Annotated in this window: 25 protein-coding genes; 12 read left to right on the forward strand and 13 right to left on the reverse strand. The window is 68.7% G+C overall.

Annotated features, from left to right (window positions below):
- Positions 1–17 precede the first annotated feature (17 nt).
- Positions 18–794 (forward strand): succinate dehydrogenase iron-sulfur subunit, encoded by a 777-nt coding sequence (locus FZ938_RS06155; RefSeq protein ID WP_085090448.1) that lies wholly within the window; start codon positions 18–20, stop codon positions 792–794.
- Between the two features lie 94 nt (positions 795–888).
- On the opposite strand, the gene FZ938_RS06160 is transcribed toward FZ938_RS06155, so the two are convergent.
- The gene (locus FZ938_RS06160; protein WP_149197751.1) at positions 889–1,086 is read right to left on the reverse strand and encodes a hypothetical protein; all 198 of its coding nucleotides are present in this window, start codon (positions 1,084–1,086) and stop codon (positions 889–891) included.
- A 231-nt stretch (positions 1,087–1,317) separates the two neighbouring features.
- On the opposite strand from FZ938_RS06160, the gene FZ938_RS06165 reads away from it, so the two are divergent.
- A complete protein-coding gene (locus tag FZ938_RS06165) occupies positions 1,318–2,166 on the forward strand; it encodes a branched-chain amino acid aminotransferase (RefSeq protein ID WP_149197752.1) in 849 nt (282 codons plus the stop codon).
- Here FZ938_RS06165 and FZ938_RS06170 read toward each other — a convergent pair.
- Both FZ938_RS06170 and FZ938_RS06175 read right to left on the reverse strand, forming a co-directional pair.
- Entirely contained in the window at positions 2,142–2,447 is a 306-nt protein-coding gene (locus tag FZ938_RS06170; RefSeq protein ID WP_149197753.1) for a hypothetical protein, read from the reverse strand. The two genes, FZ938_RS06165 and FZ938_RS06170, sit on opposite strands and share 25 nt — an antisense overlap.
- A gap of 88 nt (positions 2,448–2,535) precedes the next feature.
- On the reverse strand, positions 2,536–3,168 hold the full coding sequence (locus tag FZ938_RS06175) for a S24 family peptidase (RefSeq protein WP_042701266.1): 633 nt from the start codon (positions 3,166–3,168) through the stop codon (positions 2,536–2,538).
- A gap of 161 nt (positions 3,169–3,329) precedes the next feature.
- Here FZ938_RS06175 and FZ938_RS06180 point away from each other — a divergent pair, with 161 nt between their 5' ends.
- The 6 genes from FZ938_RS06180 (at position 3,330) to FZ938_RS06205 (ending at position 9,443) form a co-directional block, all read left to right on the forward strand.
- A complete protein-coding gene (locus FZ938_RS06180) occupies positions 3,330–3,746 on the forward strand; it encodes a hypothetical protein (protein WP_149197754.1) in 417 nt (138 codons plus the stop codon).
- The gene (locus tag FZ938_RS06185; protein ID WP_149197755.1) at positions 3,743–4,141 is read left to right on the forward strand and encodes a hypothetical protein; all 399 of its coding nucleotides are present in this window, start codon (positions 3,743–3,745) and stop codon (positions 4,139–4,141) included. Before FZ938_RS06180 ends, FZ938_RS06185 begins: the two co-directional genes overlap by 4 nt.
- Positions 4,120–5,685 (forward strand): portal protein, encoded by a 1,566-nt coding sequence (locus tag FZ938_RS06190; RefSeq protein WP_246457632.1) that lies wholly within the window; start codon positions 4,120–4,122, stop codon positions 5,683–5,685. The genes FZ938_RS06185 and FZ938_RS06190 overlap by 22 nt, the downstream gene beginning before the upstream one ends.
- On the forward strand, positions 5,678–5,962 hold the full coding sequence (locus tag FZ938_RS06195) for a Bbp19 family protein (protein WP_246457633.1): 285 nt from the start codon (positions 5,678–5,680) through the stop codon (positions 5,960–5,962). The genes FZ938_RS06190 and FZ938_RS06195 overlap by 8 nt, the downstream gene beginning before the upstream one ends.
- 48 nt (positions 5,963–6,010) lie before the next feature.
- A complete protein-coding gene (locus tag FZ938_RS06200; protein WP_149198581.1) occupies positions 6,011–6,814 on the forward strand; it encodes a capsid assembly protein in 804 nt (267 codons plus the stop codon).
- A gap of 232 nt (positions 6,815–7,046) precedes the next feature.
- Complete coding sequence (locus tag FZ938_RS06205) at positions 7,047–9,443, forward strand: putative bifunctional diguanylate cyclase/phosphodiesterase (RefSeq protein WP_149197757.1); 2,397 nt, start codon at positions 7,047–7,049, stop codon at positions 9,441–9,443.
- On the opposite strand, the gene FZ938_RS06210 is transcribed toward FZ938_RS06205, so the two are convergent.
- A complete protein-coding gene (locus tag FZ938_RS06210; RefSeq protein ID WP_149197758.1) occupies positions 9,429–9,983 on the reverse strand; it encodes a metallophosphoesterase family protein in 555 nt (184 codons plus the stop codon). The genes FZ938_RS06205 and FZ938_RS06210 overlap by 15 nt on opposite strands.
- A gap of 76 nt (positions 9,984–10,059) precedes the next feature.
- Positions 10,060–10,296 carry a DUF4170 domain-containing protein gene (locus FZ938_RS06215; protein ID WP_014248961.1) on the reverse strand — a complete coding sequence of 79 codons (237 nt, stop codon included), beginning with the start codon at positions 10,294–10,296 and terminating at the stop codon, positions 10,060–10,062.
- Between the two features lie 240 nt (positions 10,297–10,536).
- Here FZ938_RS06215 and FZ938_RS06220 point away from each other — a divergent pair, with 240 nt between their 5' ends.
- A complete protein-coding gene (locus FZ938_RS06220) occupies positions 10,537–11,235 on the forward strand; it encodes a cytochrome b/b6 domain-containing protein (RefSeq protein WP_149197759.1) in 699 nt (232 codons plus the stop codon).
- A 59-nt stretch (positions 11,236–11,294) separates the two neighbouring features.
- On the opposite strand, the gene FZ938_RS06225 is transcribed toward FZ938_RS06220, so the two are convergent.
- Positions 11,295–11,732: a c-type cytochrome gene (locus FZ938_RS06225; RefSeq protein WP_149197760.1), complete on the reverse strand. Its 438-nt coding sequence runs from the start codon at positions 11,730–11,732 to the stop codon at positions 11,295–11,297.
- A gap of 383 nt (positions 11,733–12,115) precedes the next feature.
- Here FZ938_RS06225 and FZ938_RS06230 point away from each other — a divergent pair, with 383 nt between their 5' ends.
- The gene (locus tag FZ938_RS06230) at positions 12,116–13,318 is read left to right on the forward strand and encodes an aspartate transaminase (protein ID WP_109155111.1); all 1,203 of its coding nucleotides are present in this window, start codon (positions 12,116–12,118) and stop codon (positions 13,316–13,318) included.
- Positions 13,319–13,389: 71 nt separating this feature from the next.
- Here FZ938_RS06230 and FZ938_RS06235 read toward each other — a convergent pair whose 3' ends face one another.
- Complete coding sequence (locus FZ938_RS06235; protein ID WP_149197761.1) at positions 13,390–13,938, reverse strand: NADPH-dependent FMN reductase; 549 nt, start codon at positions 13,936–13,938, stop codon at positions 13,390–13,392.
- A 351-nt stretch (positions 13,939–14,289) separates the two neighbouring features.
- Between FZ938_RS06235 and FZ938_RS06240 the strand changes: the two genes are divergently transcribed.
- Positions 14,290–14,487, forward strand: coding sequence for a hypothetical protein (locus FZ938_RS06240; protein ID WP_149197762.1), 198 nt, complete (start codon positions 14,290–14,292; stop codon positions 14,485–14,487).
- Positions 14,488–14,540: 53 nt separating this feature from the next.
- Here FZ938_RS06240 and FZ938_RS06245 read toward each other — a convergent pair whose 3' ends face one another.
- Positions 14,541–15,302, reverse strand: coding sequence for an SDR family NAD(P)-dependent oxidoreductase (locus FZ938_RS06245; protein ID WP_149197763.1), 762 nt, complete (start codon positions 15,300–15,302; stop codon positions 14,541–14,543).
- A 194-nt stretch (positions 15,303–15,496) separates the two neighbouring features.
- Between FZ938_RS06245 and FZ938_RS06250 the strand changes: the two genes are divergently transcribed.
- Positions 15,497–15,925 carry a YkvA family protein gene (locus tag FZ938_RS06250; protein ID WP_149197764.1) on the forward strand — a complete coding sequence of 143 codons (429 nt, stop codon included), beginning with the start codon at positions 15,497–15,499 and terminating at the stop codon, positions 15,923–15,925.
- On the opposite strand, the gene FZ938_RS06255 is transcribed toward FZ938_RS06250, so the two are convergent.
- The 5 genes from FZ938_RS06255 to FZ938_RS31325 form a co-directional block, all read right to left on the reverse strand.
- Positions 15,922–16,866, reverse strand: a complete 945-nt coding sequence (locus tag FZ938_RS06255; RefSeq protein WP_246457640.1) for a DMT family transporter — start codon at positions 16,864–16,866, stop codon at positions 15,922–15,924. The genes FZ938_RS06250 and FZ938_RS06255 overlap by 4 nt on opposite strands.
- Before the next feature lie 239 nt (positions 16,867–17,105).
- Positions 17,106–18,065 (reverse strand): bifunctional Delta(1)-pyrroline-2-carboxylate/Delta(1)-piperideine-2-carboxylate reductase, encoded by a 960-nt coding sequence (gene lhpI / locus FZ938_RS06260; protein ID WP_149197765.1) that lies wholly within the window; start codon positions 18,063–18,065, stop codon positions 17,106–17,108.
- An 82-nt stretch (positions 18,066–18,147) separates the two neighbouring features.
- Complete coding sequence (locus tag FZ938_RS06265) at positions 18,148–18,549, reverse strand: lipopolysaccharide assembly protein LapA domain-containing protein (protein WP_149197766.1); 402 nt, start codon at positions 18,547–18,549, stop codon at positions 18,148–18,150.
- A gap of 61 nt (positions 18,550–18,610) precedes the next feature.
- Positions 18,611–18,892 (reverse strand): integration host factor subunit beta, encoded by a 282-nt coding sequence (gene ihfB, locus FZ938_RS06270; RefSeq protein WP_085090428.1) that lies wholly within the window; start codon positions 18,890–18,892, stop codon positions 18,611–18,613.
- A gap of 267 nt (positions 18,893–19,159) precedes the next feature.
- Positions 19,160–20,434, reverse strand: a complete 1,275-nt coding sequence (locus tag FZ938_RS31325; protein ID WP_149197767.1) for a pentapeptide repeat-containing protein — start codon at positions 20,432–20,434, stop codon at positions 19,160–19,162.

The following is a 20,434-nucleotide window of genomic DNA, read 5'->3' on the forward strand; positions in this document are numbered from 1 at the left end:
GATAAAGGAAATCAGCCATGGTTGAATTCAACCTGCCAGCCAACTCCAAGGTCGGCGTCGGCAAGACCGTCAACGTCGCGAACGGCGCCAAGCGGGCCAAGACCTTCAAGATCTACCGCTGGAACCCGGAGGACGGCCAGAACCCGCGCGTCGACTCTTATGTGGTCGACCTCGACAAGTTCGGGCCGATGATCCTCGACGCGATCATCTACATCAAGAACCAGGTCGACAGCACCCTGACCTTCCGCCGGTCCTGCCGCGAGGGCATCTGCGGGTCGTGCGCGATGAACATCGACGGCACGAACACGCTGGCCTGCCTGAAGGCGATCGACGAGGTTCCGGGCGACGTCAAGATCTACCCGCTGCCGCACATGCCGGTGGTGAAGGATCTGGTCCCCGACCTGAAGCACATCTATGCCCAGCTCGCCTCGATCAAGCCGTGGCTGCAGACCCAGTCGCCGGCCCCGAGCCGCGAGCGCCTGCAGTCGCCGGAGGATCGCGCCAAGCTGGACGGCCTCTACGAGTGCATCCTGTGCTTCTGCTGCTCGACCTCCTGCCCCAGCTACTGGTGGAACGGCGACCGCTATCTCGGCCCGTCGATCCTGCTCCAGGCCTATCGCTGGATCGCCGACAGCCGCGACGAAATGACGGGCGAGCGCCTCGACAACCTCGAGGACCCGTTCCGTCTTTATCGCTGCCACACCATCATGAACTGCACCAAGGCGTGCCCGAAGGGTCTGAACCCCGCCAAGGCCATCGCCGAGATCAAGAAGCTGATGGTCGTGCGCCGCTGACCGCGAAGAGCGGTCGTATTCCGCTGACCGCGGAGAGCGTTTGCGACAAGGAAAAAGGCGCCCCTCCGGGGGCGCCTTTTTCGTTTGTGCGGGGTCAGACGAAGTCCGGGTCGGTGGGCCGCGACGGGGGCAGGTCATTGCCGGGTGCCGGGGCGTCGGTGGTGCCGGGGCCGCCGGGATCGGGCAGGTCGGGATTGTCGGTGCTCGGCAGGTCGACGATCGGGACATCCTCGTGCGGGCCGGGGAAAGGGTTGGGTGGGGCGGCGCTGAGGCCGGGGGCGGTGGTCGGCATGGAGTGCTTCCCCTCTGTTGATCGTTTGCGCTCGTGCGCTCCTCTGTATCAACGGCCGAGTCCGCAATCCGCTCCATCGCACGGGACGATTGCATGCGGACCGGTTGACCGGCGGCGGCGAGGGGGTATGCTCTTCGGGAGATCACCAACGACGACGAACCACGAATGGGCGATGCCGGCCGGCGGCGCCCAGCGAATGGACACATTTTCTTTTCTAGGGAAGGACCAATCATGGGCGGCATGGCAGGCCAGGCGTGGAGCTGGATCCAGGGCGAGTGGATGGAGGGCAATCCGCCCATCGTCGGACCGCTGTCCCACACGCTGTGGCTCTCTTCGACGGTCTTCGACGGCGCACGCGCCTTCCAGGGCGTGGCCCCCGACCTCGACCTGCATTGCGCCCGCGCCGTCCGCTCCGCCCAGGTGATGGGGCTAGAGCCGATGGTCACCGCCGGCGAGATCGAGGAGCTGTGCTGGGACGGCATCCGCCGCTTCCCGAAGGAGGCGGAACTGTACATCCGCCCGATGTTCTACGCCGATGACGGTTTCGTCGCCCCGGCGCCGGAGAGCACGCGCTTCGTCCTGTCGATCTACGAAGACCCGCTGCCGCAGCCGACGGGCTTCGCCGCCTGCATCTCCACCCGCCGCCGCCCGATCCCGACCATGGCCCCGACCGAGGCCAAGGCCGCCTGCCTCTATCCCAACGCCGGCATGGCGCTGACGGAGGCGCGCAAGCGCGGCTTTCAGAACGCCATCATGCTGGACGTCATCGGCAATGTGGCGGAGTTCGCCACCTCCAACATCTTCATCGCCAAGGACGGCGTGGTGCGCACCCCGGTGCCGAACGGCTGCTTTCTGAACGGCATCACCCGTCAGCGCGTCATCGCCCTGCTGCGCAACGACGGCGTGACGGTGGAGGAATGCACCCTGACCCCTCGGGATGTGCTGGAGGCCGACGAGGTCTTCTCGACCGGCAACCACGCCAAATGCGTGCCGGTAACCAGGGTGGAGGACCGCAGCTTCGCGGCCGGTCCGATCTTCCAGCGGGCGCGGGCGCTTTATTGGGAATACGCGTTCCGCTGATCGAGCAGCGCCACCGCCGCCCGGCGGTGATGGGCCAGCGTGGCGGTCAAGCGGACCAGCCACGCATCGGTCCGGCAGGCGGTCGCGGTCAGTGTGCCGCGACGCCGGGCGGCGGCAAGGCGCGCTTCAGCCGCGAGCGCGCTGTGCAGGCGGAGCGTTGCGGCGCGTTTGACGGCGTTGGCGCGGGCCGCGCCGCCGAGCAGGGCGGTGCGAAGCTCGGGCTTCGGTGTCGGGCCGTCATGGGTGCGGTGAAGGCTGTCCAGGCGGGTGGCTCGGTCCATGGAATGGACGGTAGCGCCTGCCTGGATGGCGGTAAAGGTAAATTTTCCTAGGATCGTGCGCCGGGCCGGAAGGTGTTTTCCCTCACCCTCACTGGCTCGCCCAGATGATCCGCGCCATCCAGGCGACGTCCGACAGTGGGATGCTGCGGTCGGGGTGGGCGCGGTTGATCGACAGCAGTTCTATCTTGGTCGCCGTCTCGCGGATCAGCTGCTTGGCCATGACCTCGCCGCCCTTGGTGCGGACGACGACGCGGTCGTTGCGGCGGATCTGCGCGGCGGGCGAGACGATGATGGTGTCGCCGTCGCGATAGACCGGCTCCATGCTGTCGCCGGAAATCTCCAGCGCGTAGGCGTGAGGGTCGCCCAGGCTGGGGAACAGCAGCTCGTCCCAGCCGCTGCCGGCAGGGAAGCCGGCGTCGTCGAAATAGCCGGCCGAGCCGGCTTGGGCATAGCCGATCACCGGAACCCGCTGCAGCGGGGTGGTGCCGGCGCCGTCACCGACCAGCGACACGAATTCCGACAGCGAGGCGCCGGTGGCGTCCAGCACCTTGGAGATGCTTTCCGTCGAGGGCCAGCGCAGCTTGCCGTCGTTGGTCGTGCGCTTGCTCTTGTTGAAGGTGGTCGGGTCCAGTCCGGCGCGCCGTGCCAGCCCGGAGGCGGAGAGCCCGTGCTGCGCCGCAAGACGGTCGATGGCCCGCCAGATGTCCGTGTGTTTCAGCATGGGACGATAATCTCATAAAGCCGCGACAGCGTCCCTAGGAACTTTTTCATAAACCTGTTGACCGCACGCGCTGGGCGGAACATAACGCAAACGGACGGCGCGGCCACAACCCAGGCCCGGCGCCCGCTCTTTCAAAAATCCGAAGCCGCAAGGAGACCAGCATGCTGAGTCCGGCCGCCCCCGCTTTGTCCGCCGCCCGCCTGTCCCAGGTCGTGCCCTTGAAGGCGGAGCCCTACAGTGTCGACGGCGAACCCTTTGCCGGCGCGGAAGAGGCGTGGTTCTGGGCGGTGCAGGCGCATGACGCCAAGGCGGCCGGGGCGCGGGTCGTCGCCGGCTGCGGGCAGGTGGCGCGGCCCTGCGAACCGCAGGACGTGCTGCGGGTGGTCGACCGGCTGTTCCGGATGCGCAAGCTGATGCGCGACCATCTGCATGTGCTGGTCCATTACGGCCGCCGCCAGAGCGCGCCGGAGCCGGAGCGCTTCCGTGAACAGCGCGCCCATTCCCTTTGGACCGAGGCCTTCGCCGCCATCGCCCCCGCCCTGCGCGACAAGGGCATCGTCCGGGGCATCGCCCGATGACCGCCACCCCCTGGACGGCGGCCTGGGTGGTCTATCGCGGGGAGGCGCCGCTGTGGTGGCTGCGCCTGCTGAAGCCGGGCTTCCGCCACTGTCTGGCGTTGTTGACCGACGGGCGGCGCTGGGTGGCGGTCGATCCGCTGGCCGGCTTCACCGACGTGGCCGTTCTGGAACTGCCGGCCGAGTTCGACCTGCCGGGCTGGTACCGCGCCCAGGGGCTGACGGTGGACGCCGCTCCGCTGCGCCGCCCGGCCGGCCCCGCCCCCTGGGGGCCCTTCACCTGCGTCGAGGCGGTCAAGCGCCTGATCGGCCTGCGCGACCGCCGGGTGCTGACCCCCTGGCAACTGCACCGCCACCTGACCGGAGGAAACCGCGAATGCCCGCATCCGCAGCCGTGAAGCCGCCCGCCCGCCGGAAGGGCGACCTATCGGAACCAGAAGCTCTGCTGGAGCGCTACCGTGCCGCCCGCGAACGGCGCAGCGTGTGGGAAAGCCACTGGCAGGACTGCTACGACCATGCGCTTCCCAACGGCCGGCCCTTCCGCGGCGGCGGCACGCCGGGCGAACGCCGGGTCGACCGGCTGTTCGACGGCACCGCGCCCGATGCGGTGGAGCAACTGGCGGCCAGCCTGCTGTCGGAACTGACGCCGCCCTGGTCGCGCTGGTTCGGTTTCCAGCCCGGCCCCACCCTGACCGGGGCGGAACGCGACCGTGTCGCCCCGCTGCTCGACCGCGCCGCCGGCATCGTCCAGGCCCATTTCGACCGCTCCAACTTCGCGGTGGAGATCCACCAGACCTTCCTCGACCTCGTCACCGTCGGCACCGCCAGCCTGCTGATGGAGGAGGCCGCCCCCGGCGCGCCGTCGAGCCTGCGCTTCACCGCCGTGCCGCTGGCCGAGGCCGTGCTGGAGGAGGGGCCGGACGGCCGGCTCGACGCCACCTTCCGCCGCAGCGAGGCGACGCTGGCGCAGATCCTCCAGCGCTTTCCCGGAGGCGACCTGCCCGACGAACTGCGCGGCCGAGCCGCCGAGGATCCCGACAGCCGCTTTCCCCTGGTCGAGGCGGTGCTGCCCGACGGTGCGGCCTATCGCTGGGGCGTGGTGCTGGACAGCGGGCTGGCCGAACCGTCCTGGCTGGCGCAGGGGCGCTTCGCCCAGTCTCCGTTCGTCAATTTCCGCTGGCTGAAGGCGCCGGGCGAGACCTATGGCCGCTCGCCGGTGATGAAGGCGCTGCCCGACATCAAGACCGCCAACAAGGTGGTGGAACTGGTGCTGAAGAACGCCTCCATCGCCGTCACCGGCATCTGGCAGGCGGACGATGACGGAGTGCTGAACCCCACCACCATCCGGCTGGTGCCCGGAACCATCATCCCCAAGGCGGTGGGATCGGCCGGGCTGACGCCGCTGGCCAACCCCGGCCGGTTCGACGTGTCGCAACTGGTTCTGGACGATCTGCGCGGGCGCATCCGCCACGCGTTGCTGGTCGACCGTCTGGGGCCGGTGGAGTCGGCGCGGATGACCGCGACCGAGGTGCTGGAGCGTTCGGTCGAGATGGCCCGGCTGCTGGGCGCCACCTATGGCCGTCTCCAGGCGGAGCTGATGACGCCGCTGGTGCTGCGGGCGGTATCGATCCTGCGCCGGCGCGGCGAGATCCCGGACATCACCGTGGACGGCCGGCTGGTGGAATTGCAGCACCGCTCCCCGCTCGCCCAGGCGCAGGCCCAGCGCGACGTGCAGGCGGCGCTGCGCTGGCTGGACAGCGTCAAGGCGCTGGGGCCGGAGGCGGAAGCGACGGTGGACGCGGCGGCGACCGCCCATTGGCTTGGCGAGGCCTTCGGCGTGCCGGCCAAGCTGATGCGGGCGGAGGTCGCCGCGCCTGCGGCCACGCCGCCTTCGCCGGAATTACCCGTGGCGACGGCCGATGTCGGAGTCTCCAATGGCTGAGCGAGCCACCGGCGAACAGGCCGGCTGGGACTGGCTGGAGGCGCCGGCCTCCGCCGGTCCGGACCCTGCCGTGGCATCCGAGGCCGATCCAGCGCCCAGCTTCGCCCGCTGCTTCGCCGGGGGTGACGGCCTGCGGGTTCTGGCGGTGCTGCGGGCGATGACGCTCGACCGCGCGCTTGGTCCCGACGCGCCGGAAACGGCGCTGCGCCACCTCGAAGGACAGCGCCAGCTGGTCGCCACCATCCTCGCGCTGGTCGCGCGTGGGCGGGCGGGCTGACCGGCGGGGCTGCCGCTCTCCTCTTTCCCTTCCCTGCAGGAGCTGATGATGGCCGACACTCTGCTGACCGAATCCGCAGCCGCAATCGATGGCGCTCCGCCGCTGCCGATTCCGGAGAAGTTCCGCGATCCCAAGACCGGCGCCTTGCGCGTCGAGGCTCTGCTGAAATCCTATCTGGAGCTGGAACGCCGCCTGTCGTCGCAGGGGCGGTCCGGACAGGCGCCGCCGGACGGCGCAACCGGGTCGGCTTCCGAAGCCGCTCCCACTCCCGTCGATCCGGCCCCCTTCGATCCGGCCAGCCTCGACCCGGCGCAGCTTCGCCGGCTGCTGGGTGCGCCGGAGACGCCGGACGGCTACAGCATCGCCTGCGACCATGGCCTGTTCCAGCCTGATCCGGACATCAACGGCCGCCTGCATGAGGCCGGCTATACCCCGAACCAGGCGCAGCTTCTCTACGATCTCGCCGCCGAGCGGATGATCCCGCTGATCCAGACCATGGCCGCCGAGTTCCAGGCCGAACGCGAGGTCGAGCGGCTGGTCGCCCGGTTCGGCGGAGAGGAGCGCTGGCGCGAGGTGTCGCGGCAACTGCTGGCCTGGGCCGGAAAGACCCTGCCGCCGGCCGCGGTGGAGGGGTTGGCGACCACCTACGAAGGTGTCATGGCGCTCTATGCGATGATGACCGGAAGCGAGCCCGCCGCCCTGTCGATGGCGGGCAACCGCCCGGCCGGCGACGAGGGCGAGGCCGAACTGCGAACCCTGATGCGCGACCCGCGCTATTGGCGGGACCGCGATCCGGCGGTGATCGCCCGCGTCACCGAAGGGTTCCAGCGCCTCTATCCCGGCCAGCGCTGAGTTGAACCGTCGTCGGCCGCCATCCCCGCCGACGCAAGGCGAGTGGCGGCCGACCCGAAGGACGGTGCAGGGACAAAGCGCCGCAGCATGCAACCTTCGTATGGGTTGGACAGGCATCTGTTGCGCGTGCGAAGAAAAATTGCATTGCACGGCTGAAACGAAGCCGTCACTTTTCCCTCTGCATGACCAACCGTCCGTTTACCGAACGGACAAGAGAGCGACGCCGGGCCCGATGACGCTGCGCCGCAAGATTCGTTGGCTGACCTGGATCGGCCTGATCGGCTGCCTGATGGCGGCGATTCCCGCGCTCTACCTGCTGCGGCAGGGCATGATCGCCGAGCGGGGGCAGGTCGCTGCCGCCCTGGTGGAATCGGCCGGCCTGCTGCTGCGCGATCTGGAACGGTCGGCGTCCTCCGGCGCGATCTCCGGCGACGAGGCGCGCGACCGCGCGAGGACGGCCTTGCAGGCGCTGTCCGCCAAGCCCTTTCATGTCAGGATTTTCACGGACGGCATCGTTCCGCCGGGCTGGCCGGCCATCGACCGCGCGGTGACGGCGCAGGGATGGTTCGAGCCCTGGGGCTGGGCCATCGCCACCGCCGGCGACATCGGCGACCTCGACCGCGATTTCCTTATCGAGGCGTCGGGATTCCTGCTGTTCCTTGCGGCCTTGCTGGTGCTGAGCTGGCCGGGGTCGCGCTTCCTGTCGCAGCATGTCGTCGGGCCGTTGGAAGCGCTGTCCGACCGCATGCGCCTGCTGACGGAAGGGCGGACCGACGTCGACATTCCCGGTTGCGACCGCCGCGACGAATTCGGCGCGATGGCCCGCGCCATGGAGTTCTTCCGCCGCGCCGCCATCGCCCTGATCGAACGGGACGAGCGGCTGGCCGGCATCATGAACAATGTCGGGGAGGCGATCCTGCTGGTCGACGACCGCGGCCGGATCGAGGAGTACAACCCCGCCGCGGTGGCGCTGTTCGGCGCGCCTGCCGGGGATCCTGCCGGGGGGGATCTGCGCGGCCGGCCGCTGTCCGCGCTGTTCGCCGCCGCCGACCGCGCGCGGATCGATGCGCTGCTGGCCGGCATGGCGGCGGAGGCGGATGTTCAGGGGCCGGTGCGGGAGGAGGCGCTGGGGATCGAACGCGCGGGAAGCGGTGAACTGATCGACGCCTCGCTCAGCGTGTCGCCGCTGGTGGTGCGGGGACGGCGCGGATTCGTCTGCGCGCTGGCCGATGTGACGGACCGGCTGCGCCATGAACGCGAGCTGATGCGTCTGGCCACCCGCGACCGGCTGACCGGCCTGCCCAACCGCGCGATGATCGAATCGCTGCTGGAGGCGGCGGTGGAGCGCAGCCGCCGTTACCGGCGCCCCTTCGCCGTGCTGTGCCTCGACCTGTCGCGCTTCAAGCTGATCACCGACACGCTGGGCCATCAGGCCGGCGACGCGCTGCTGCAGGAGGTGGCGCGGCGGATCGTAGCCTCGGTGCGCGCCGCCGATCTGGTCGGCCGCATCGGCACCGACGACTTCGCCGTCGTGCTGGAGGAGATCCGCGATGCCGACGAGGCGGCGGCGATCGCCGGTCGCATCCTGGATGCCTTCGACGCGCCGGTCACCCTGCCGGGCTGCGAGCATTACGTCCGTCCGGCGGTCGGCATCGCCGTCTATCCGACCGATCTCGCCGGGGAAGGGGCCGCCGAGGGACGTTGGGATGGCGGCGACCCGCAGGCGCTCCTGCGCTCGGCCGAGACGGCGCTCTATGCCGCCAAGCGGATGGGTGGGCGCCGCCACGCCTTCTTCCGCCCCGAACTGGCCGAACAGGCGCGGCGCCAGCTGGCGCTGGATGGCGATCTGCGGGCGGCGCTGGCGCTGAAGCAGTTCCGCCTGCATTACCAGCCCAAGGTATCGCTGATCGACTACTCGCTGGAAGGCTTCGAGGCTCTGCTGCGCTGGGAGAAGCCGGGGGAGGGGACGGAGCGGGGAACCATGATCCCGCCCGGCGAGTTCATCCCGGTGGCGGAGGAGACCGGCTTCATCGTGCCGCTGGGCGACTGGGTGCTGGACGAGGCCTGCCGCCAGATGCGCGAATGGCTGGATGCGGGAATGGAGCCGGTGCCGGTCGCCGTCAACATCTCGCCCAAGCATCTGCGCAACCGCAGCGCCGGGGATTTTCAGCGCATCATCGACCGCCACGGCCTGCCGCCCGGCCTGATCGAGCTGGAGATCACCGAGGGCGCGGTGATGCAGGACATCGACCATGCGCTGGGCGTTCTTGCGTCGCTGAAGGCGATGGGCATCCGGGTGGCGGTGGACGATTTCGGCACCGGGCATTCGTCCTTGAGCTATCTGAAGCGGCTGCCGATCACCACGCTGAAGATCGACCGCTCCTTCATCAACGGCGTGCCGAACGAGCGCGAGGACGCCGGCATCGTTTCCACCATCATCGCCATGGCCGACATGCTGGGCCTGCATGTGGTCGCCGAGGGGGTGGAGAAGACGGAGCAGGCCAATTTCCTGCGCCACCACAACTGCACCCAGGTCCAGGGCTGGCTGACCGGCCGACCGGTGCCGGCAGAGGCCGCCTGCCGCCTGTTGATGGAGCGGCTGCGGCAGGCGGCGTTAGGGGCTGCCTGACGCGCCGCCTGAAGCCGGGCCCGAAGCCGGGATCGTCTTCCGCCGTGGGCGTGGGACCGTCAGTTCGGCCAGCGTGACCGGGCGGAAATTCCAGACATCGACGCCGACGTCGATCTGCCGGGGCTGCGGCTTCAACTGGCCGTGGCTGTGGCCGTGCAGGTTCAGCGCCCGGCGGTGCATGCCGTTCCAGGTGCGGAAGGCGTAATGGCACATCACCAGATCGGTGCCGTCCAGCGTCAGTTCGGCGTAATGCCCGACGCTGGCCCAGCCGGACAGCGCCAGCGTCGCCGGGCCGTCGTTGTTGCCGGCGATCAGGTGCTTGGTGCCGTTCAGCCGGCCGAGCAGCGCGGCCATGGCGTCGGGCTTCATATGCAGGGCGAAGTCGCCGAGGTGCCAGACCTCGTCGCCGGGGCCGACGGTGGCGTTCCAGTTCGCCTCCATCGCCGCGTCCATCTCCGCGGTGGACTCGAAGGGGCGGCGGAAACGGCCGCGGGCGCCGCCATGGCCGAAATGGGTGTCGGAGGTGAAGTATACGGTCATCGACCGGTCAACGCCGGCGCGCCGTGGGCTGTTCCCTTACCGGGATCCCGCTTTGGGCGCGCCGGCCGCCCCATGCTCAGTGCTTGTGGTCGTCCGCCGCCGGGTCGAGGAAGCGGTGCAGATGGACGATGTAATAGCGGGTGTGGGCGTCGTCGATGGTCTGGCCGGTGGCGCCGCGCCATGCCTTGTAGGCGTCCTCATAGCTCGGGAAGATGCCGACGATGTGCAGCTTCGACGGATCGACGAACTGGTCCGAATCCGGACGCACGAGTTCGCCGCCGAACACGAGATGGAGGAGCTGTTTGTCGGGCATGACCTTTGTCCTTGTAGCCGGGAGTGATTGGGGAGTTATGGCTGTCTTTGCGCCGGCAGGCCGGCTGATGCGTCGCATTCTCATATCCGCCGTCCGGGCGGCGCTTCAAGCCTGTTGACAGGTTCACCGGCCTTTGCCACCACGGAACCGCGGCGTTTTCAGGATCAGCACAAAGAATCCGTCCATTTGCCGCAGATGACGGACGCCGAAGACACTGCCGAACACTGCGAGGATCGAGCGATGCCAAGTGGTCATACCGCGACTCGGGAGAAACATGGGCGCGAGCTGCGGGTCTGGGACCTGCCGACCCGCCTGTTTCATTGGGCGCTGGTCGCCACGGTGGCGGTCGCGATTCTGTCGGCTGAGCTTGGTGTGCTTGATGTTCATATGTTGGCGGGTGAAACAGTTCTGATTCTCGTGCTGTTCCGGCTGGTCTGGGGCGTGGTCGGCAGCCAGACCGCGCGCTTCGCCGATTTCGTGAAGGGACCGGGCGCCATCCGCGACTATCTGAGGCGGTCGCGGACGGGCGGGGAGGCTGCCCTTACCCTGGGCCACAACCCGCTGGGCGCGCTGATGGTGGTGGCTCTGCTGCTGGTCCTGCTGGTCCAGGCCGGCAGCGGGCTGTTCACCAGCGACGATATCCTGGTCGACGGGCCGCTGGTGCCGCTGGTCTCCGGCGCCACCGTGGCGCTGCTGAGTTCGCTGCACCGGCTGCTCGCCAACGGCATCTTCGTGCTGGTCGGACTGCATGTGGTCGCGGTGTTCTTCTATCTGCTGGTCAAGCGGGACAATCTGATCCGCCCGATGGTCACCGGCCGCAAGATCCTGCCGGCGCGATTGGCGGCGACGGAGCCGCGGCGCGCCCCGGCGGCGCTGGCCCTGGCGATTCTGGCTGCCACCGCCGGGCTGGTCTTCCTGGTGCTGCGCGCCGCCGGCTGAACAAGAAAAAGCCCTTCCCCACGCCGGTGGGGAAGGGCTTCCTTCGTCAGGCCAACCGCTTATTCGGAGCGGTAGCGCTGGTGGCAGGCCTTGCAGCTGTCGGCCATGGCGCCGAACGCCTTGCCCGTCGCGGCCTTGTCGCCGGAAGCGGCGGCGACCTTCAGCGCGTTGGCGGATGCCTGCAGGTCATGCGCCTTGGCGGTGAAATCCGGGAAGTTGGCCCAGATCACTTCCTTGGCCGCCGTCTTGCCCTTGTCGGAACCCGGCGGGAACAGGGTGGGGATCTTGGCGGCGAAGGCGTCGATGCGGTCGGTGACCGGGCCGATGGCGGCGAGGTCGCCCTTGCCCACCGCGTCCTTGATCTCGCCCATCGCCTTCTTATAGTCCTCGAACCCGGCCTTGCGGGTCTGGATCACGTCCTGGGCCAGAGCAGCGCCGCCGGTCAGCATCAGCGCGGCCGACGCCGCAAGCACGATACGGGAAAACACGGTTCTCATCCCTTCTTTGAATTTTATCCCCCACGCCAGACGTTACACACCGCCATGCTGAAGCTGTCAAGTGAAGTGGGGGTGACGATGCCGCACCGTCATGGCGTTCATTTGTGTTGTAAGAAATAATGCTGCGATGGGCTGGATTCGGGATTTGCCGGGGGCGACATCTCGACCCTCGAATGGTTGGGAACGCCGAAGACTGCGGCCCGGTACGGCGCCGCCACAGGGCGGAAAAACCGCCGATCCCCGCGGTTTTCACCGGCCGAGCGGCCTTGCAACCGGGGTGGAGCGGAAGTAAGGTCCCGCCTCGCGCCTTCCACCCGGAGGGGCAGGCGTCTCAACGACGTCTCCGCCACACCGTCTCCATAGCCCTGAGGGGGCCCATCGCCATGTCGATCATCGCGTCCCGCCTGTCCCGCATCAAGCCGTCGCCGACCATCGCCGTGACCAACAAAGCCCGCGAGCTGAAAGCGGCCGGTCGCGACGTCATCGGCCTGGGTGCCGGCGAGCCGGATTTCGATACCCCCGACAACATCAAGGCCGCCGCCATCAAGGCGATCGAGGCCGGTGACACCAAGTACACCGCGGTGGACGGCACCCCCGCCCTGAAGAAGGCGATCTGCGCCAAGTTCGAGCGCGAGAACGGCCTGAAGTACACGCCGGAGCAGATCACCGTCGGCGTCGGCGGCAAGCAGGTGCTGTACAACGCCCTGATGGCGACGCTGAACCAGGGCGACGAGGTCATCATCCCGGCCCCCTACTGGGTCAGCTATCCGGACATGGTGGAACTGGCGGAAGGCACGCCGGTCTTCGTCTCCTGCCCGGCCGAGCAGGGCTTCAAGCTGCAGCCCGCCGATCTGGAGAAGGCGATCACGCCGAAGACCAAGTGGCTGATCCTGAATTCGCCGTCGAACCCGTCGGGCGCCGCCTATACCCGCGCCGAGATGAAGGCGCTGACGGACGTGCTGGTCAAGCATCCGCATGTCTGGGTGATGACCGACGACATGTACGAACACCTGCTGTATGACGGCCTGGAGTTCGTCACCCCGGCCCAGGTCGAGCCGTCGCTGTACGACCGCACCCTGACCGTCAACGGCGTGTCGAAGTCCTATGCGATGACCGGCTGGCGCATCGGCTATGCCGGCGGCCCGAAGGAGTTGATCAAGGCCATCGGCGTCATCCAGAGTCAGTCGACCTCCAACCCGACCTCCATCGCCCAGGCCGCCGCCGTCGAGGCGCTGAACGGCCCGCAGGACTTCATCAAGGAGCGTGGCGAGGCCTTCCGCCAGCGCCGCGACCTGGTGGTGTCGATGCTGAACCAGGCCAACGGCATCAGCTGCCCGAAGCCGGAAGGCGCCTTCTACGTCTATCCGTCCTGCGCCGGCACCATCGGCAAGACCACCCCGGACGGCAAGGTGATCGAGACCGACGAGGATTTCGTCACCTACCTGCTGGAGTCGGAGGGCGTCGCCGTCGTCCAGGGTTCGGCCTTCGGCCTCGCCCCGCACTTCCGCATCTCCTACGCGACCTCGACGGAAGCGCTGGAAGAGGCGTGCAAGCGCATCCAGCGCGCCTGCGGCAACCTGCGCTGATCGCCGCGGCTACCGAGTAAGGAAAAGGGCCGGCATCCCATGGGGTGCCGGCCCTTTTCCTTTGTCGTGCGTTACTTCGTGGCGAGCATCCGGTCGATGGCGCCCAGCGAGAATTTCAGAACCGCTTCGTCGGCCAGCTTGCCGTCCTTGATCTTGTCGGCGACACCGCCGATGACGACCTGCGGGCCGGCCGTCAGCCTGGCGGGAAGCGCCAGCAGCGTGTCGTTCACCTGCTGATGCGCCCGCACGCCGCCGGTGAAGGCGGGGGAACTGGAAATGACCAGCACCGGCTTGCCGATCAGCGCCGACTTGCCATAGGGGCGCGAGGCCCAGTCGAGCGCGTTCTTCAGCACGCCCGGCATGCCGTAATTGTACTCCGGCGTTACAATGACGACGCCGTCGGCCTCCGCGATGGCCTGGCGCAGGGCATGGACCTCCGCCGGGGCGTCGGGATTGTCGATGTCCTGGTCGTAGAGCGGCAGGCGCAGGTCGCGGATGTCCATGCTGACACCGGCCGGCAGAGCATCCTGCAAGCCGCGCAGCACGGCCAGCGAGTTGGAGTTGCTGCGCAGGCTGCCGGGCAGGCCCAGCAGTTTGGCACGCACCGTTGCGTCGGTCATGAAGCGGTTGCCTTTCTTCCGTTTTCGCGGGGGGGGGGGGCGCGGGGGGCTTTCGACGGGTTTTTCCGCCGGTTATTCCTGCGGGGCCGCCGCCCACCCTTGTCCCGGCACTGGATCCGATGGTGCTGACATGGTCGGTCCAGGCCCGGCTTTCCAACCGGTCATGGCCGTATTGTCGATACGGCAGGCCCGACGTGAGCGTCCGGTCCGGCTGTGACCATCTTGGGATCCGACTGTTGACGGAGGGGACGGCTACCTAATTAGAGGGTACACAAAGGATGGTGCGCGCAACCGGGCATGTCCAACGATTTTGGCCTTATATGTGGGTGGATCGGAGATAGGGGAGGCAACATGGCGACGCGGCGACTGGACCGGGAAGACCACGTCCGTAAACATCTGGCGCTGATGCTGCAGGAATGGCAGGAGCAGACCGGCCGCGACATGGCGACGGCCACCGCGGACCAGCGGCTTCAGCACTGCACCACTCTGCTGATCGACCTGCTGGGCGAGGCGGAGCGGGCGGACGAAGCGGCCATGGCCGAAGCCTGAAAGCTGCGGGAGCGGCCCCGGCATTGGAGCCGCCCCTGGCAGAAATGACGTCCTTACTGCGGCGCCATACGGATGGCGCCGTCCAGGCGGATGACGTCGCCGTTCAGCATCTCGTTCTCCAGGATGTGCTGGACGAGGCGGGCGTATTCCTCCGGCTTGCCGAAACGCTTGGGGAAGGGAACCGTCGCGGCGAGGCTGTCCTGCACCTCCTGCGGCATGTTCAGAAGCATCGGCGTGCCGATCAGGCCGGGGGCCACCGTCATCACGCGGATGCCGTGGCGGGCGAGGTCGCGGGCGGCGCAGATGGTCAGGGCGACGATGCCGCCCTTCGATGCGGCATAGGCGGCCTGCCCGATCTGCCCCTCATAGGCGGCGACGGAGGCGGTGTTGACGATCACGCCGCGCTCGCCGCTGTCCAGCGGGTCCAGCTTCGCCATGTCGGCCGCGGCCAGCCGCAGGATGTTGAAGCTGCCGATCAGGTTGACCTCGATCACCGAGCGGAAATTCTCCAACGGCATCGGGCCGTCGCGGCCGACGATGCGCTGGGCCGGGGCGATGCCGGCGCAGTTGACCGCGATGCGGGCCGGGCCGTGGGCGGAACGCGCCTGATCGAGCGCCCGCTCGGCGGAGGCGCCGTCGGTGACGTCGCAGACCAGACCCAGCCCGCCGATCTCGTGCGCGGTCTTCAGAACCGCGTCCTCGTTGACGTCGAGCACGGTCACCTTGGCGCCGAGACCGGCCAAATGGCGCGCCGTCGCCGCCCCCATGCCCGAGGCGCCGCCGGTGACGATGGCGGACAGACCCTGGATGTTCATGGCATCTCCTCCTTAATTGCGACCGGTCCGCGCATGGCGCCGGCCTTGTGTCCAACAGGATGCGATCGCACTTGTTGTTTACCAGATGGCCGGCGCACCATACCACACCGTATGGTGGGGGCCATCATGCCGACGAAGATGCCGCCGGCCGATTTTTCCGAATGGGACCGTCTTCCGAAAGGGTTTCAGCGTCCATGACAGCACCGTCCGCCGTCTCCTCCCCCGGCCCCTCCCTCGGCACCGGCACCGCACTGGCGGTTCCCGATCCCGACCGGGTCGAGCGTGACGAACGGCTGGTCCGCCGCCGTTTCTGGCAGAAGCTGCGCGCCAACCTGCACCGCATTCCTTTCCTGGAAGACCTGCTGGCCGCCTATTTCTGTGCGACCGATCCGGCAACTCCCTACCGGGCGAAAGCGATCCTGTTGGGGGCGCTGGCCTATTTCGTGCTGCCTATGGATGCGGTGCCCGACTGGCTGCTGATTGCCGGCTTCACCGATGACGCCGCGGTGCTCGCCGCCGCCGTGCAGACGGTGCGCGCCAATCTGACCCCGGCCCATTGGGGGCGGGCGAAGGAGGTTCTGCGCGCCGAAACCGGTGCCGGCGACGCAGGCACGACGGGCTAGGCGCGCCGCGCCTGCTCCAGCGCTGTCTTGCGTCCGTCGGCCGCGTCGCGGTGCATGGTGTAGAGGGCGGAGCCGGCGATCACCAGGGCGCCAACCCATCCCCATGGATCCATCGTCTGGCCGAAGGCGATCCAGGCGACGACGGCGGTGAAGGGCAGCCGGGCATAATCATAGGGCATCATCGCCGAGGATTCGGCCAGCGACAGCGACTTCGTCATTGCCAACTGGCCCAGCGTCAGCAGGCCGCCGAGCAGCGCCAGCCCGCCCAGAACGCTCCAACTCGGCCAAGTCCAGACGAACAGCGCCGGCACCAGCGCCATCGGGGTGACCAGCAGCCCCAGGAAGGTGACGATCACCATCGCATTATCCCGCCGGCTGAGCAGCCGCATCTGCAGGATGGTGCCGGCGGCGGCGACGCAATGGACGAACAGCGCCAGAAAGGCCAGATCGATGGGCGCCGCGCCCGGCCTCAGCACGATGGTCACCCCGGCAAGACCGACGAAGATCGCGGCCCAGCGCCGTGGCCGCACCCGCTCCCGCAGGATCAGCGCCGCCCCAGCCGCGACGAACAGCGGGATGGCGAAGCTGACCGCCGTCGCGGTCGGCAGCGGAATCCGGGAGATCGCGTAGAACCATGCGCTCATGGCGCAGAGCGTGGTCAGCGCCCGCGTCACATAGGGCCCGAGCCGCCGTTCCGCCAGCACCGCCCGGCAGGCCGGCGCCCCGGCCGTCAGTGCCCAGGGCAGCATCCACATCAGGCTGAACAGGTTGCGGAAGAACACGACCTCCAGCGGATCCATCACCGTCGCGGCCCAATGCACGGCAGTGTTGCCGATCCCGAACAGCAGCGCCGACAGCAGCATGTATCCGGCACCGGCCAGAAGCTGGTTGGTCGGTGCACGCAGACGCGGGCCGGCGTCCATGGGGGAGGTGACGGTCACGATCAATCGTCCCTGACAAGCCGTTGGCGGATGATCCGGTCCAGCGCGTTGCCTGTGGCGTTAGCGCAAACATCAAGCCGTTCGGAACACCGGCGGCCGGTGCGGAGGCCGCGATGATCCTCTGGAGAAAATCACAAGGACGCAAGTAAAATATCGGGAAGAAACGCGGCATACTCCCTTATGGCGCGTGTGGGCTCGACCGATATGAAACCGTTTGGGGCGGGCTTGATCGGGCCGACTCAGCGGATCGAGTCGTTGTGCAGCACCATCTCGGTCGCCAGACGGGCGGCGCACAGGTCGGCCAGGGAGGTGCCGACCGCCTTGAACAGGGTGATCTGGTCGTAGAAGCGCCGGCCCGCCCGCTCACCACGGCCCAATTCGAACAGGTCGCCGGCGATGTCGTCGGGGTTCAGCACGCCGGAAGACACCGGCTGGGCGATGTCCCCGGCCTCGGCCGGCGTGCGGTCGCGGCTGTCGACGAAGACGCGGGCGCGGCGGATGCAGTCGTCGTCGGCCTCGCGCATGTCCGGCGTCACGCCGCCCAGCAGGTCCAGATGCTGGCCGGGCTGCAGCCAGTCGCCGCGGATCAGCGGCTCGCGCGCCGTGGTGGCGCAGGCGACGATGTCGGCGCCGCGCACGGCCCCTTCCAGGTCGGCGGTCGCCTCGATGCGGAATTTCGGCCGGTGGAAACGGGCGGCGAGCTTGCGCGCCTTCTGCGGATCCCGTCCCCAGACCAGCACATGGCGGATCGGCCGCACCGCGGTGTAGGCCTCCACCAGTTCCAGGGCGAGCGGGCCGGTGCCGACCACCAGCATCCGTTCGGCATCCGGCCTTGCCAGATAGGAGGCGGCGAGCGCTGAGGATGCCGCGCCGCTGCGCCGGCCCAGCGCGGCGGAGGAGTCCATCAGCACCTGCGGCACGCCGGTCTTGCCGTCGACCAGCAGATAGACGCCCTGGGTCTGCGGCAGGTCGCTGCCGGCATTGTCGGGAAAGACGCTGTCGATCCGCACCCCGATCGCCTGATTCACCTCCCAGGCGGGGGCGATCAGCAGTGCGGCGTCACCGGTGCCGTAGGTCTCGACGCGGTGCCGATGGGCCGGCGGGGATTCCACGCCGGCGCGGAAGGTCTGCCGCAGGCGCTCGATCAGCATGCGGTGGTGCAGAACGGATCGAAGCTCGGCGCCGCTGACGGTGCGCATGGAACCCCCTTCCGCCGACCGGCATCCTGCCCTGCCCCGGACTGTAGAAGGACGGGGAGGGGAGCCCTGCGACTGGCGACGCTCAGTGGACGGTCGGCGCGTTGTTCTCGGCGGCCGGGACCGGCAGGGTGGAGCCGGGCAGCGTGCCGGAGACCGGGCCGGAAACCGGGCGGGTGCTCTCGGCCAGACGCTTTTCGGCGGCGGCGGCGCGGGCCTGCGCCTCCTTCAGTTCACGCTCCAGATATAGGACGCGGTTGCCCTCGCGGCGGGCGCGGCGGCGATGGCGGCGCTGGCTGTTCCAGACGACGAAACCGCCGGCCAGGAAGCCCACCACCAGCGCCACCAGCGTGGCCAGATAGACCGGCGTGGCGAGCGTGAAGGGCAGCGGCCACAGCGACAGCGTCACGATCCCGCGGTTGGAGATCGCGAACAGGATCGCGACGAGGGCCACGGGAATGGTGACGATCCAGGAAATATGGCGCAAGGCGAAGGTTCCTTGAGAGATACGGCGAGAGATACGGCAGGGAGAATGGCCGGGCCGGCGCTCACTCCGTGTTCAGGCGCTCGCGAAGCTGCTTGCCGGTCTTGAAGAAAGGAATGCATTTCTCGCCGACGTCAACCGATTCTCCGGTCCGGGGGTTGCGACCCGTGCGCGCGTCCCGCTTCTTGATGGAGAAGGCGCCGAAGCCGCGCAGTTCCACCCGGTCGCCGCGCGCCAGCGCTTCGGTGATCTCGTCGAAGATGGTGCCGACGATCTTCTCGATGTCGCGCTGGTACAGGTGCGGGTTCCGCTCCGCCAGCCGTTGGATCAGTTCCGACTTGGTCATGATCGTTGACGTTCCCCCATTCGATGCGGGCGCTTATGGTCGGGCCGCGCCTCGCTTGGACAGCAGCGTGCCACCGGCCGCATGAGGCGTCAAGCCCCACCCGCCGTGCTAAGCCGTTACGACACAATCGTTTTTCCGGACGGTGGAAGTGGATTGCCGCCTGATTTCCGCAAACCGGCCGAAGGGGGTCGCGGCAATCTCCGGCATGGATCGTGACGGAAATTTGAAAGCAATCAACGGCTTCGCGAAAGAAAACCCGATGCGGGCTCAGGCGCCTCCCAGCCGCGTCCCCTCCAGGATCGCGCCCTCCAGCACCGCCGAAGAGCGGTCGCAGCCGGTCAGGTCGGCGAGGGTCAGGTCGCTGCCCTTCAGGTTGGTCTCAGTCAGCGAGGCGCCGGCAAGCCGCGCCCGCACCAGCGACGCGCGCATCACCTTGGCCCCGGCGCTGACCAGCAGCATGCCGAGATTGGCGCCGTCCAGCCGGCTGTCGATCAGGATGGCGCGATCCAGCTTCACCCCGCGCAGGTCGGCGCGGCTGAGATCGGCGGAGCGCAGGTCGGCGCCGTCGAACTGGGCGGCCTGCAATTGGGCGCCGTTCAGCCGGGCATGGCGCAGCCGGGCGCCGCTGCCCTTGGCCAACGTCAGGATCTTGCCCGTCAGGTCGGCCCCCTCCAGGTTCAGCCCGGTCAGGTCGAGCTGGCAGCCCTGCTTGCCGCTGGTGCCCAGCCAGATCATGTGCTGGCGCAGCATGCTGTCCAGCTGGTCGACCGGCAGGGCCGGCAACTCGATGGCCGTCGTCTCCTCGGGTTCGGGCTCGGGCGCCGGAGCCTGGGGCGGTGCCTGCCGGGCGGCAGCGGCCTGTTCGTCGGTGCGGATCGCCTGTTCCAGCCCGTCCTGATCCAGGCTGGCTCCGTCGAGGATGGCGCCGCGCAGGTCGGAACCGTTGAGGTCGGCACCGCGCAGGTCGGCGCCGGAGAAATTGGCGTCGCGCAGGTCGGTGCGGTCCAGCCGGGCGCCGGCCAGCCGGGTGTTGGTGAAATCGGCCGCCCGCGCGAAGCTGCCCGACAGCTTGGCCCGCGCCATGTCGGCGTTGGTCAGTTTCGCTGACGCCATGTCGGCCGGGCCGGGGTCGAAGCCCACCACCTTCAGCTCGCCCGCGCTGTTGCGGTTGACCATGCTGCCGTCGCGCAGGTCGACCTCCACCATGGTGGCGCCGTCCAGCCGGGCGCCGCGGACGTTGGCGCCGCGCATGTCGGTGCGGAACAGCCGCGCCTCCGACAGGTCCGCCCCGCGCAGGTCGGCGCCATAGAGGTCTGCATGGTCCAGCACCGCGCCGCGCAGGTCGGCGTCACGCAGGATGGCGCCGGCCAGATGGGCGCCGGTCAGGTTGCGGCCGGCCAGCGACAGGCCGGACAGGTCGAAGAAGGGCAGGTTGGCGCGGGCGCCGTTCGGGCGTCCTTCGGCGAAACGGACATGGCGCTCGCACACGCGGTCGAGCTGGTCCTGGGTCAGGCGGATGCGGGATTTGCCGTCTTGCGCCAT

It is taken from the genome of Azospirillum oryzae, assembly GCF_008364795.1.
GTDB lineage: Bacteria > Pseudomonadota > Alphaproteobacteria > Azospirillales > Azospirillaceae > Azospirillum > Azospirillum oryzae.

Bases quoted from the DNA above. Each gene is read 5' to 3' on its own strand.
- FZ938_RS06230 (WP_109155111.1), top strand. From the start codon at position 12,116: ATGTCGATCATCGCGTCCCGCCTGTCCCGCATCAAGCCGTCGCCGACC.
- FZ938_RS06190 (WP_246457632.1), top strand. From the start codon at position 4,120: ATGCCCGCATCCGCAGCCGTGAAGCCGCCCGCCCGCCGGAAGGGCGAC.
- FZ938_RS06200 (WP_149198581.1), top strand. From the start codon at position 6,011: ATGGCCGACACTCTGCTGACCGAATCCGCAGCCGCAATCGATGGCGCT.
- lhpI (WP_149197765.1), bottom strand. From the start codon at position 18,065: ATGCGCACCGTCAGCGGCGCCGAGCTTCGATCCGTTCTGCACCACCGC.
- FZ938_RS06185 (WP_149197755.1), top strand. From the start codon at position 3,743: ATGACCGCCACCCCCTGGACGGCGGCCTGGGTGGTCTATCGCGGGGAG.
- FZ938_RS06210 (WP_149197758.1), bottom strand. From the start codon at position 9,983: ATGACCGTATACTTCACCTCCGACACCCATTTCGGCCATGGCGGCGCC.
- ihfB (WP_085090428.1), bottom strand. From the start codon at position 18,892: ATGACCAAGTCGGAACTGATCCAACGGCTGGCGGAGCGGAACCCGCAC.
- FZ938_RS06165 (WP_149197752.1), top strand. From the start codon at position 1,318: ATGGGCGGCATGGCAGGCCAGGCGTGGAGCTGGATCCAGGGCGAGTGG.
- FZ938_RS06220 (WP_149197759.1), top strand. From the start codon at position 10,537: ATGCCAAGTGGTCATACCGCGACTCGGGAGAAACATGGGCGCGAGCTG.
- FZ938_RS31325 (WP_149197767.1), bottom strand. From the start codon at position 20,434: ATGGCGCAAGACGGCAAATCCCGCATCCGCCTGACCCAGGACCAGCTC.
- FZ938_RS06245 (WP_149197763.1), bottom strand. From the start codon at position 15,302: ATGAACATCCAGGGTCTGTCCGCCATCGTCACCGGCGGCGCCTCGGGC.
- FZ938_RS06215 (WP_014248961.1), bottom strand. From the start codon at position 10,296: ATGCCCGACAAACAGCTCCTCCATCTCGTGTTCGGCGGCGAACTCGTG.
- FZ938_RS06240 (WP_149197762.1), top strand. From the start codon at position 14,290: ATGGCGACGCGGCGACTGGACCGGGAAGACCACGTCCGTAAACATCTG.
- FZ938_RS06160 (WP_149197751.1), bottom strand. From the start codon at position 1,086: ATGCCGACCACCGCCCCCGGCCTCAGCGCCGCCCCACCCAACCCTTTC.
- FZ938_RS06155 (WP_085090448.1), top strand. From the start codon at position 18: ATGGTTGAATTCAACCTGCCAGCCAACTCCAAGGTCGGCGTCGGCAAG.
- FZ938_RS06235 (WP_149197761.1), bottom strand. From the start codon at position 13,938: ATGACCGACGCAACGGTGCGTGCCAAACTGCTGGGCCTGCCCGGCAGC.
- FZ938_RS06250 (WP_149197764.1), top strand. From the start codon at position 15,497: ATGACAGCACCGTCCGCCGTCTCCTCCCCCGGCCCCTCCCTCGGCACC.
- FZ938_RS06175 (WP_042701266.1), bottom strand. From the start codon at position 3,168: ATGCTGAAACACACGGACATCTGGCGGGCCATCGACCGTCTTGCGGCG.
- FZ938_RS06180 (WP_149197754.1), top strand. From the start codon at position 3,330: ATGCTGAGTCCGGCCGCCCCCGCTTTGTCCGCCGCCCGCCTGTCCCAG.
- FZ938_RS06170 (WP_149197753.1), bottom strand. From the start codon at position 2,447: ATGGACCGAGCCACCCGCCTGGACAGCCTTCACCGCACCCATGACGGC.
- FZ938_RS06205 (WP_149197757.1), top strand. From the start codon at position 7,047: ATGACGCTGCGCCGCAAGATTCGTTGGCTGACCTGGATCGGCCTGATC.
- FZ938_RS06195 (WP_246457633.1), top strand. From the start codon at position 5,678: ATGGCTGAGCGAGCCACCGGCGAACAGGCCGGCTGGGACTGGCTGGAG.
- FZ938_RS06225 (WP_149197760.1), bottom strand. From the start codon at position 11,732: ATGAGAACCGTGTTTTCCCGTATCGTGCTTGCGGCGTCGGCCGCGCTG.